The 11,288-nt window shown below is 58.2% G+C and carries 9 protein-coding genes; 8 read left to right on the forward strand and 1 reads right to left on the reverse strand.

Annotated features, from left to right (window positions below; translation table 11 throughout):
* Nucleotides 1–62 precede the first annotated feature (62 nt).
* From JZ00_RS27640 to JZ00_RS27650, 3 genes are all read left to right on the forward strand, one after another.
* A complete protein-coding gene (locus tag JZ00_RS27640) occupies nt 63–620 on the forward strand; it encodes a Smr/MutS family protein (protein WP_039594379.1) in 558 nt (185 codons plus the stop codon).
* Between the two features lie 78 nt (nt 621–698).
* A complete protein-coding gene (gene folE, locus JZ00_RS27645; protein ID WP_030142335.1) occupies nt 699–1,244 on the forward strand; it encodes a GTP cyclohydrolase I FolE in 546 nt (181 codons plus the stop codon).
* Between the two features lie 102 nt (nt 1,245–1,346).
* A complete protein-coding gene (locus tag JZ00_RS27650; protein ID WP_039594378.1) occupies nt 1,347–1,718 on the forward strand; it encodes a glutathione S-transferase N-terminal domain-containing protein in 372 nt (123 codons plus the stop codon).
* Nucleotides 1,719–1,829: 111 nt separating this feature from the next.
* On the opposite strand, the gene JZ00_RS27655 is transcribed toward JZ00_RS27650, so the two are convergent.
* Nucleotides 1,830–2,996, reverse strand: a complete 1,167-nt coding sequence (locus JZ00_RS27655; RefSeq protein WP_039594377.1) for an aminotransferase-like domain-containing protein — start codon at nt 2,994–2,996, stop codon at nt 1,830–1,832.
* Between the two features lie 81 nt (nt 2,997–3,077).
* Here JZ00_RS27655 and JZ00_RS27660 point away from each other — a divergent pair, with 81 nt between their 5' ends.
* The 5 genes from JZ00_RS27660 (at nt 3,078) to JZ00_RS27680 (ending at nt 11,248) form a co-directional block, all read left to right on the forward strand.
* Complete coding sequence (locus tag JZ00_RS27660) at nt 3,078–3,515, forward strand: MarR family winged helix-turn-helix transcriptional regulator (RefSeq protein WP_039594376.1); 438 nt, start codon at nt 3,078–3,080, stop codon at nt 3,513–3,515.
* 223 nt (nt 3,516–3,738) lie between these two features.
* Complete coding sequence (locus tag JZ00_RS27665; RefSeq protein ID WP_039594375.1) at nt 3,739–5,088, forward strand: NCS2 family permease; 1,350 nt, start codon at nt 3,739–3,741, stop codon at nt 5,086–5,088.
* A gap of 63 nt (nt 5,089–5,151) precedes the next feature.
* A complete protein-coding gene (locus JZ00_RS27670) occupies nt 5,152–5,781 on the forward strand; it encodes a LysE family translocator (RefSeq protein WP_039594374.1) in 630 nt (209 codons plus the stop codon).
* A 130-nt stretch (nt 5,782–5,911) separates the two neighbouring features.
* Nucleotides 5,912–9,652, forward strand: coding sequence for a calcium-binding protein (locus tag JZ00_RS27675; RefSeq protein ID WP_052742389.1), 3,741 nt, complete (start codon nt 5,912–5,914; stop codon nt 9,650–9,652).
* Nucleotides 9,653–10,114: 462 nt separating this feature from the next.
* On the forward strand, nt 10,115–11,248 hold the full coding sequence (locus JZ00_RS27680; protein ID WP_152668481.1) for a hypothetical protein: 1,134 nt from the start codon (nt 10,115–10,117) through the stop codon (nt 11,246–11,248).
* Nucleotides 11,249–11,288 lie beyond the last annotated feature (40 nt).

Here is an 11,288-nt window from a genome sequence, read left to right on the forward strand (position 1 = left end):
CGTTTTGTCGCGCCCTATCCCACCGGAGTTGGGTAAACTGGCCGGCCTTCGCGGAGGCTGACATGCAAGACGACGACTTTTCCCTGTTCAAAAGTGCGATCCAGGGCGTAAAACCAATCAAACACGATCGCGCCGAAACGGGCAAACCCAAGGCCGATCGCGCACAGATCGCCAAGCTGCGCCAAGCCGCCACCGTACGCACCGACGCCACGACCGTGGACGGGTTGTCCGATCAGTTCGTCATCGACGTCGGCCCTGAAGACGAGTTGATGTGGGCGCGCGACGGCGTACAGGAAAGCCAGATGCGCAAGCTCAAGGTCGGCCAGTTTCCTTTCGAAGGCAGCCTCGACCTGCACGGCATGACCGTCGAAAAGGCCCGGGAGACCCTTTGGGCGTTCCTGGCCGAAGCCACCAGATTCGAAATCCGCTGTGTGCGCGTCACCCACGGCAAGGCCGTGCGACTGGACGGCAAGCGGCCGATGATCAAGAGCCACGTCAACACTTGGCTGCGCCAGCATCCGCAAGTGCTTGGCTTCACCTCCTGCCAGGCGAAACACGGCGGCGCTGGAGCGGTGTACGTGATGCTCAAGCGCACCATGATGGAAGGCCGCGACGAGTAACCCCTCGATTGCCGAGCTTGCAGCGCCGTGTCCGCCACCGTACCCTTGCCCTTTGCGTAAAATCCCACAGGTAGTTTCATGTCTCTGGAACAGAATTACACCGCGATTCTCGGCCAACTGGGCGAGGACGTTTCCCGCGAGGGCCTGCTCGACACGCCCAAGCGCGCTGCCAAGGCCATGCAGTACCTTTGCCGCGGTTATGAACAGACCCTGGAAGAAGTCACCAACGGTGCCTTGTTCAGCTCCGATAACAGCGAGATGGTGCTGGTCAAGGACATCGAGTTGTACTCGCTGTGCGAGCACCATTTGCTGCCTTTCATCGGCAAGGCCCATGTGGCCTACATCCCGAGCGGCAAGGTATTGGGCCTGTCGAAGGTTGCGCGCATCGTCGACATGTACGCCCGTCGCCTGCAGATCCAGGAAAACCTCAGCCGCCAGATCGCCGATGCGGTCCAGCAGGTGACCGGTGCCCTGGGCGTGGCGGTGGTGATCGAGGCCAAGCACATGTGCATGATGATGCGCGGTGTGGAAAAGCAGAATTCCTCGATGATCACTTCGGTGATGCTCGGTGAGTTCCGCGAAAATGCGGCGACCCGCATGGAATTCCTCAGCCTCATCAAGTAAGTCGTCCCCACGAAGAAAACCGGCATTGATCGCCGGTTTTTTTTCGCCCATGAAAAATCAGGTAAGCTGCGCGCCCTCTTCTTCCCGCCGTGAGGCTATAACGTGATCGTCAAAGCGCTTCGAGTTGGCCTGGGCCAGCTCATCATCTTCATCGACTTCATCACCCGCCCCGGCAAGAAACAGCGCCCGGCCCAAGCCCAGGCGCAAGTTGACCAGGCGGCTCGCGGGCTTACGCTGTATCAATTCCATGCCTGCCCGTTCTGCGTGAAGACTCGCCGTGCCCTGCGCCGCCTCAACGTGCCGGTGGCCTTACGCGATGCCAAGAACAACGAGCAGGATCGCCAGACACTGCTGGAACAAGGTGGCCGGATCAAGGTGCCGTGCCTGCGTATCGAGGAAAATGGCGAGACCACCTGGATGTATGAGTCCAAGGTGATCATTGATTACCTGGATAAGCGGTTTTCGGCGGTCTGAGGATTTGTGCTGGGGTTGATGGCCCTTCGCGAGCAGGCTCGCTTCCCACATGGAAATGCAATCTTCCTGTGGGAGCCTGCTCGCGAAGCGGCCAGAGCAATCACTCCAACGTCAAGCCGCCTTCGCGGCCAAAGCCTCCCGCACCACCCCCGCCAAGCGCTTCAAACCTTCATCCAGCCGCGCCGGATCGATGTGGCTGAAGTTCAGGCGCAAATGCCCAGGATGCGTGTCCGGCTCTGGAAAGAATGGCTCACCCGGCATGAACGCCACGTCCGCCTCCAGCGCCTTGGCGAGCAAGGTCCGGGTGTCCAGCGGTTGCTTGAGCGTCAGCCAGAAAAACAATCCGCCCTGCGGCATGTTCCAGTCGGCAATGTCGGCAAAATGCCTGTGTAGCGCAGCCTGGAACCGATCGCGCCGATCCCGATAGAAATTCCTGAGTTCATGCATATGGTTGCGGTACTGCTCGGTGCCGATCCATTGCAGCGCCTGCCATTGGCCGATGCGATTGGTATGCAGGTCCGCCGATTGCTTGAGCCGCAGCAGATGCGGGAACAGGTCCGGACTGGCGATCAGATACCCGACCCGCAGGCCCGGCAACAGGGTTTTCGACACGGTGCCGGTGTAGATCCAGCTGGCCTTCTTCAGGCGACTGGCGATAGGTGTGGCGCTGCCGCCGTCGAAGGTCAGTTCGCGGTAGGGCTCGTCTTCGACCAGCGTCACGCCGAATTCATCCAAAAGCGCCGCCACTGCGTCGCGCTTGGCCTCGCTGTAGCGAACTGCCGAAGGGTTCTGGAACGTTGGGATCAGGTAGATGAACGCCGGGCGATGGCGCTCCAACCGGGCGCGCAACTGCTCCAGGTCCGGGCCGTCCGTCTCAAGGGGCACGGTGATGCAGTCAGCGCCGAACAGTTGGAAAATCTGCAGGGCCGCGAGATAAGTCGGCGCTTCGAGCATGACCTCGGTGCCGACGTCGATGTGCAACTTGGCCGCCAGATCGAGGGTTTGCTGGGAACCGCTGACCACCAGCACCTGGTTAGCCTCACAGGCCAGGCCCAACGATCGCGCCTGTGCGGCCAGTGCTTCGCGCAAGGCCGGCTCACCTTCGCTCATGCCGTATTGGCCCATGGACAGCGGCATTGCCTCCCACTCCACCTTTGGCAGCATGGCCTCCGCCGGCAGGCCACCGGCGAACGACATCACTTCCGGGCGCTGCGCCGCGGCGAGGATTTCTCGAATCAAAGAACTTTTGAGGCGCGAGACACGTTCGGAAAAAGCCATGGGGTCACCTGTAGCGAGGCGTTGGAGAAATAAGTCAAACTGCTTGACTGAAACTACTCCGTCATCTCTGGAAACGTCAATATGCTTGACCTTAAAAACCCGACATCCCAACAGATGGCCATGGAAGCGTTCTTCTTTGGTTACCAGGCGTTTACCGCCAAGGCGGATGAAATGCTCGAACGCCGTGGCTTGAGCCGAGTGCACCAGCGCATCGTTTTTTTCATTGCCCGCTACCCATCCTTGAGCGTAAAGGAGCTTCTGGCGTTGCTGGGTGTGACAAAACAAGCGCTGAACATGCCGTTGAGGCAATTGATGGAGATGCACCTGGTCAACAGCGTCGCATCCGAGACCGACAAGCGTAAGCGGCTGTTGGCATTGACCGACGAGGGCCAGCGATTTGAACAGGCACTGCGCCGTGAACAGGTGAAATTGCTGGAGCGGGTGTTTGCCGAGGCTGGGGAAGCGGCGGTGGATGGCTGGCTGGCGGTGAACCAGGCGCTCGGGAAATCTGGGGACTGAAGCCTCCCGCGCTGGCGATATAGCCCTATCGCCAAATTTTTCGTCGACAATACAGAAAACATTATTTGCTTTATTTGTATACAAAAGCATAATTCGCTTCGTGCGAGTTCCTGACCAACAGGTCAACAACTACGCCAGCCTTACCTGCCTCAAAGCCTCGCCACCACCCTCAGGGGGCGTGCGGTGCCGGAAATAACAATAAAACTCTTGAGGAGTACTCGCTGTGGAAAGCCGCAAACCCGAAGCCCAGACCTTGGATCTTTCGCCGCCGTCACGCAATGGCTGGCTGGAGCGTATCTTCAAACTCAGCTTGCATGGCACCACGGTGAAGACCGAGTTGATTGCCGGCCTGACGACGTTCATCACCATGGCCTACATCATTTTCGTCAACCCCAACATCATGGCCGACGCAGGTATCGATCATGGCGCCGCGTTCGTCGCCACCTGCATCGCCGCAGCGCTGGGTTGCCTGTTGATGGGCCTCTATGCGAATTGGCCGGTGGGCCTGGCGCCGGGCATGGGTTTGAACGCCTTCTTCACCTATACCGTGGTCGGCACCATGGGCTACAACTGGGAAACCGCCCTGGGCGCCGTGTTTGTTTCCGGCGTGCTGTTCATGGTGCTGACCTTGTCGCGGGTGCGTGAATGGCTGCTCAACAGTATTCCGGTGAGCCTTCGCTACGCCATGGGCGCGGGGGTCGGGCTGTTTCTCGGGCTGATCGGCCTGAAGACTGCCGGCATCATCGTCGACAGCCCCGCCACGTTGATCAAGCTGGGCTCGCTCCATGAACCAGGACCGCTGCTGGCTGCCGTGTGTTTCCTGATGATCGCCGTGCTGAGCTACCACCGCGTATTTGGTGCGATCCTCATCAGCATCATTGCCGTGACGCTGGCCGGCTGGGGCCTGGGGCTGGTGCACTACAACGGCGTCATGTCCGCGCCGCCAAGCCTGGCACCGACCTGGATGGCCATGGATGTGGCCGGCGTGTTCAACGTCAGCATGATCAGCGTGGTGCTGGCGTTTCTGTTTGTGCACATGTTCGACACCGCCGGCACCTTGATGGGCGTCGCCCAGCGCGCCGGCCTGGTCAAACCCGACGGCAAGATCGAAAACCTGTCCAAGGCGCTGAAGGCCGACAGTGCTTCCAGCGTCTTCGGCGCCATGGTCGGCGTGCCGCCCGTGACCAGCTACGTGGAAAGCGCCGCCGGTGTCGCGGCCGGTGGCCGCACGGGGCTTACCGCCGTGACAGTCGGTGTGCTATTTATTGCCGCCATGTTCTTCGCACCGCTGGCCGGGATGATCCCGGCCTACGCCACCGCGGGCGCCTTGATCTATGTGGCCATGCTGATGATGGGCGGCATGGCCCACATAGAATGGGACGAAGCGACCGACAGCATTCCGGCGATCGTCACCGCAATCATGATGCCCTTGACCTTCTCGGTCGCCGATGGCATCGCCCTGGGCTTCATCACCTATGTCGTGCTCAAGGCCGGCACCGGTAAACACAAGGAAATTTCCGTCAGCCTGTGGGTGCTCTGCGCGATCTTCATCGCCAAGTTCATCTTCTTGTAAGCGGCACATGCCTTACCCGCCTCACCCCGTTGGGTGGGGCTTTTGTACATCAGGAGCAAAGCAATGAATCTGGAAACCTGGTTGTTGTTCAGCGGTGCCGCCTTGGTGGTGATACTCATCCCAGGCCCGTTATCGTTGCTGATGATCAGCAACAGCCTGAACTACGGCCTGCGACGCGCCTATCCGGCGTTCCTGGGTGGAGTCATCGCCTCGATCTGCCTGTTGAGCGCCTCGGCTCTGGGGCTGGGGGCACTATTGCTGGCCTCCGAACAACTGTTCAGCGCGCTGAAGATTGTCGGCGCGCTGTACCTGTTCTACCTCGCCTGGCAGAGCTGGCAGCAATCGCGCCAGCCATCCGAGGGCGCCGAAGTGCCGCAGGCTGCCGCGGTTCCTCGTTTCCGTGCGCTGTTTGGCCGGGCATTCGTGTTGGGGGCGAGCAATCCGAAAGACATCCTGTTCTTTGCCGCATTCCTGCCGCAGTTCCTCAGCGCCGAACAGCCCTTCCTGCCACAGTTGCTGATCATGATCGCCACCTGGACGGTGCTCGATCTGGGTTGCAAAGTCATGTACGGGCTCAGCGCCCACGGAGCGGCACGCTACTTGCGCAGCGGCAAGGGGCAAAGCTGGTTCAACCGCATCAGCGCCGGGCTGTTTGGCAGCGCCGGCGCGGCCTCTCTCCTGTCCAACCATTAAGCTTGCACTCGAACCGTCTTATGGCCTGGCCATGGAAGGCTGGGAAAACATATCGCAACACCCCTTCGATATACATGTTCAGGAAACTCGTTGGATATTAGGGTTTTCCACTCGAACATGGATGTTCCGAATGCTTGAAAATCCCCCTCGTCCCTCGCCGGACGATCTTGCCGTGGTGGTTACCGATATTGGCGATCGCGCCAACGAACGGACCGCCAGCACCCTGGACTTTGGCCTGGCCGATGATGTGCCGGCTGATCGAGAACGAAAACGCAGGCGTGCCCAACTGGCCGTCGTGGACGAGTTATATGGCCCACTGAATATCGCTTCCTTGACCGTGACCCGCTCCGCCTTGGATGCGTTGGGCGCAACGATTGATGGACAGCCCCTGAACGGCCAGAACACCTTCTTGCGTATACCCAATCGATTCTTCGTCAACTCGCTGCAGTTCAGCGCGGACGCTATCGAAGCGCAGATAAGATCGATCGTCGATCCCGAAGATTACCGATTGACGACATTGCTGTTCGAACTGGCCTGCCAACGACCTCTCGCCGCCCCTCCCCTGCTGATTCAAACCGCCGATAAGCCTGCCCCGGCTAGCCTTCAAGGAAAACTGGATAAAATCCTGAGCTACGCCCAAAAGCTCAACATCCCCCAGGCCCTCCAACACACCACACTGGCCTGGGCCAACAAGGCCAAGAGCACAACCATGTCCCACACAGGCCTGGGGCTGCAGGCCTTTGGTGTCTACAGTGGTTTGCGAGGGCTGCAGGACGCTATCAAGAACAAGGACGACTACAACGTTGTCTTCAACAGCATCAGTCTCTCCGCGGAAATGACATCGATCGCCGTCGAAGACGCCGTCGTCAGGCAAGCCACGCGCATGTTCACGGCCGCTCAAGGCGCCGCCAAGGATTTCGCCCAGACACAATTGGCTTTGCGACTGCGCCGTGGCGCCGGGCTGATTGCCAGCGCACTGACGCTTCCGATCGACATTGTCAGCGCAGTCGACGCCTTCAAGGCGGCAGCTAAAAGCACCGGCAGGCAAGCGACGGACCATTACGTCAGCGCAGCCCTGAGCATCACCAGCGCGGTGATGACCGTGGGCATAGGCGTAGCAGCGTTGGCCGGCTTTTCCGCCGCCGGCCCAGTCGGCCTGGTGGCCGGCCTCGCCCTCGCGGTCGGGTCGCAGATCTGGGGGGCCGTCCGCCAAGTCGAAGAGATCGACGAGTACATCGAACTCACTGCCTATGAGCGCCTTCGCACCGGTTGGCTCGCGTTCTGGCTTCTGGAACCGGACCAGGAAATCCAGAACCGCTACATCATTGCCAAAGCCACCACCGAACACACTAAACAGCTCCAAGCCGAAGCGGCTCTCCTGTTGAAGGGACCACTGAAGGACACCACCGAAGCCATCGTGAACGGCGCGTTCCATGTAGAACTAGAAGAGGTGACTTTCAATTCAACCTCGTGGCTGACCGGTGAAAAATATCTCGAACACCATCAGCGACCGAAGATTCTAGACGGCGACGATACGGTCGATGCTCGTAATGGCGTCAATATCGATACGCCCGGGGCCACGATCGGCGCATCGGCCATGCATAAAAATGTCCACTGGAATATCGGCGACGGCAACGACACCATCCTGGGCGTCGAAAAAAAGCAGAACACCTTTCGCTACGGCAACGGCATCAAACACCTGAGCGGTGGTGAAAAAGACGATGTGTTCATGTTTGAAGGAACCAACGCGCTTCCCAACAAGCTGGAGGATAGTGTCGGACCCAGCTCGCTGGATGGCGGGCAAGGTAGCGACACACTCATCCTGGCGGGCCGGCCCGAAGGTCATCAGCTATCGAAACGGGGATACCGTGTCGATCTCGCTGGCGACCAGGTGTTCATTATCAAAGCCGACAACACAGAGCATCTCCAGACCGTACTGAAGAGTATCGAGAACATCGAGATCCACGAAGGTGGCACAAATATCATCAAGGGCACGGATGCCGCCAATATCATCAGGTCCCAGGGCCATGACAGCATCGAAGCGGGTGGCGGCGATGACAGCATTTATCTCCTGGGTGCAAATAACCTTGAGGCCGATGGCGGCCCCGGAAACGATTCATACGTCATTGCTCATAAACCCGGCTGCATAACCCTGAAGGAAGACGGACTGGATAGCAGCATTGTCCTGCTGAACTGGAGGGCAGATTTGATTGAACACTGGCAGGTCACGGGACATGACCTGACCATTGCCTCGGTTTTCGATTCGAATGATATGGATGCTCGTCACGTCGTCATCAGGGATGTGTATAAAACTGTTGGGCATCGCCGGCACCTCAACAACAAAAAGCTGATTTTCCTGACAAAAGAGGGTTACCAGCTCGCGCCAGACTTGCCTGACGTACTGGAAGGGAACGCTTCTTACAAGGCCAGCATTGTTGTAACCAAGCAAGGCACCCCCAGGAACCCTTCCATCTTGCTGGATAAAGGGACATCGATAGTTCCTCGCGACAAAGACAGCGATTACTTTTTTTCGCGCTTTGTCGGCGAAACCACAGTGGACATCAAACAACCTAGCCCCTACGCCACGACGCTCCATGTGGACTATTCAAGCGCCGAACTGACGCAAATCGAAGCCCACTACACTATCCATCTAACGAAGGACGGCGATCTCGACACCCTCCGGTATGGGAAGTGTGACCTGACGTTGCACTTCGGCAACAGTCGAGTACACATTGCGAACCTGGCAAGCTCCGATGAACGTTACACCGCCAGGGTGGCCGACCGGCGCTTGTATTCCAAGCTGAGGTTGCAACACGTTTTCATACTGGTCATGCAGGATGGAAAGTCCTATAGGCTTGCTCCCGCCTCTCCCGCCCCCGCGGTTTTCCTGGACCGCAAAATCACCAAAGCAGCCCCACTGGCCTGGACATCTGACCTGCCATTGCCACTCCCACCGACAAAGCACACCTACGCCTTCCGCCTTCCAAGGGACAAAGAGCCCTTCGTCATGGGTACCCAGGCGACATGCGCCCAGTTGACGCCGCCTCCTGTGTTGACGGGTGTTGAAGTCCTGATAGGTGAAGGCTCTACCTATCTGGTTCATTTGAAGCCACACATGACGCTACGCCTCTGCACGCCGGGCGCCCTGGCAACTGCGACGCCTCGACTGCCAGTGGCGTCCACTTGGGAACTCGACGCCACTGGCCTTGGCCACGTAACGATAAAGCTGCATCCCCAGTTGTTGCAGATCGGAAGCGTGCTCATTCATCTACCTGAATATGGCGCGCAAGACCTGATCGACCAGATAAACATCATCACTGCCAACGGCGTCGTCCATGCCGTCGACATCCTCTTTGAAAGTGTCGATGCAGACGCCATCGATGCCCGATATTTTCGCCCCCCGAAAACACCCAGCGAAACACTTCCAGTGGAACTGTCCACACTGGCCGCCACGGAAATAAAAGTACGCAATATTGCCGTCAGGGATGGTTCGGCAGGGACCGTCACCTACGATCTGGAAAAACGGACATGGTGCCTGCGTACGGATCGACTCCGCCTGCTGAAAGCGAGCGAACTCAAGAAGGTCAACCTGTGTGAACACCACATCGTTCGATTTCAGGATTTCATCCAGCGCAACCTCGACGAAACCGCCGTCTTTTCCATTGATGTATTGAAGACCCTGCGCAGCGTGTTCGTCGAGCTGTCAGAAAGGGTGACACCGACAGAAGCTGACGACCTTGAAGTTGCCACGATATTGCTCGGGGCTTTCAGCAGAACCCATTTACCCACCGAACGGTATCTCGGACAGGACATCGATCCTTTACAACTCGCCATTCAGCTCACTCTCAAATTCCTGAAACACAGCCACTAACCGGTAAATCCCTTTGCGATACATAAGTACCGCATCTGCAGCTCGAGCCTCGACGAGAATCGATATTCGAGAGCCCCTGCTCGGGCGATTTGCATTTTCATTTCTTACAAGAGACGAACGAACTGAATGGCACCTCCAAAAAAACCCCGACGCAGTGCCGGTACTTCCTCCGAAACCGGCCCTACTGCGCCCGACACGGTACCGGAAAGACCTTCCAGGCCGACAAGGCCATGGAACCCTGATACAACGCAGGATTCCGCAACGGGCCAAGCATCCGGATCGGATGCCGCGCCCTCTCCCACCGTCGTGATAGCCAACCTAAGCGCATCCGCACCCACGGCCGGTCCAAGCGCCTCGACCTCCTTGACTCGTTATTATCTCAGGAACGCTTTCTCCGACAGGCTACCCGTCGCAGACACCGCAACCGGAATCCGGACGTTTGGCACGCGCTCGTATGTCACCTTGGAAAGCGGTGAGACAGTCCAGGTGGCAAGGGATTCCGAACAACATTTCAGGGCCAAGCTGGACAGTGAGCTCCTACCTTCAGGCCCCCGCCTGGAACGCATGCCGGGCAGCTCACTCTGGCGTCAGCAAGGCGCCATGACACGAGACCAGGGGCCCCAACAACCCTCCATGCTCGACAGCTGGCGCATCTCCCCGGCGTATGCAGCATCCGATCGCATCACCATAGACGGCCATCACTACCAGACGGTGGAGAACGACAAGGCGAGGCGACGCTCCATTATCTATATCAAGGACCCCAGGCATCGTCCTTATGACTTCGATACGTTTGAAAACCTTCTTTTCTTTCATTTGCATGAGCAGCCTCGTGCCGCCATCCAGATACCGCCCGATAACCACTGGACGATTGATCCGAGACTTCCTTTTGAAAAGCCGCTGGTGGGCTATGCCATCGAGTTCTTCCCGGAACTGAGGGCGGACACCCAGAGCAAGTTTTCACGCAGACAATTTGAACTCGCCAACGACAGTTATTTCGCCGATGCTCGGGGATTGACCACGCTGAGACAGGTGTTCAACAACTGGAAGGATAAAACGGCCTCGCTGCACCCAGTGTTGACCGATCCTCTTCTGATGCTACCGACACTGCCCGTCTCTGCGGAACTTGCAGGGTTCAATCGTTCTCTTCAATTGCCACCGCCCTCCCCGACCGGACCATTGGCCCGACTGGACTTCGATCCGAGCTTTTTCTTGCCGCCGTCACGTACCTTCCCAGTGATAGCGGATGATATCGAGCTCATGAAATTCATGACCGAACGACTTGAACGCAATGGCTACACGGTTTTCCCGGCCCGTTCGTTACCGTCTTTTCCCAACGTGGTGTTCAAGCGCGCAGAGCATGACTTCATATTTTTCATGACACTGCATCGCACAGAAACCCAAGACATCATCATCCCGCGTATCAACCCAAGGGATTTCGGCATTGCGTTGTCAAATCAACTCGGTCACGAAACCATGAATGCAATGGAAAATGCCCACAACGACAATAAGCTCATCAGCCTCAGGGGCGGCATCCAGACACTTCCCAGCCACGATACGCCAACAGGGACGGTGTTCATCGTCAGGGATAATACATAGACGCCAAGTGCACCTGTCGCCCACGTTCAAAAAGACACGC

Origin of the sequence: Pseudomonas frederiksbergensis (assembly GCF_000802155.2) — a bacterium.
GTDB classification, from domain to species: Bacteria; Pseudomonadota; Gammaproteobacteria; order Pseudomonadales; family Pseudomonadaceae; genus Aquipseudomonas; species Aquipseudomonas frederiksbergensis_A.

Coding starts and splice junctions, on each gene's coding strand:
- JZ00_RS27640 (WP_039594379.1), top strand. CDS start 63: ATGCAAGACGACGACTTTTCCCTGTTCAAAAGTGCGATCCAGGGCGTA.
- folE (WP_030142335.1), top strand. CDS start 699: ATGTCTCTGGAACAGAATTACACCGCGATTCTCGGCCAACTGGGCGAG.
- JZ00_RS27655 (WP_039594377.1), bottom strand. CDS start 2,996: ATGGCTTTTTCCGAACGTGTCTCGCGCCTCAAAAGTTCTTTGATTCGA.
- JZ00_RS27660 (WP_039594376.1), top strand. CDS start 3,078: ATGCTTGACCTTAAAAACCCGACATCCCAACAGATGGCCATGGAAGCG.
- JZ00_RS27670 (WP_039594374.1), top strand. CDS start 5,152: ATGAATCTGGAAACCTGGTTGTTGTTCAGCGGTGCCGCCTTGGTGGTG.
- JZ00_RS27675 (WP_052742389.1), top strand. CDS start 5,912: ATGCTTGAAAATCCCCCTCGTCCCTCGCCGGACGATCTTGCCGTGGTG.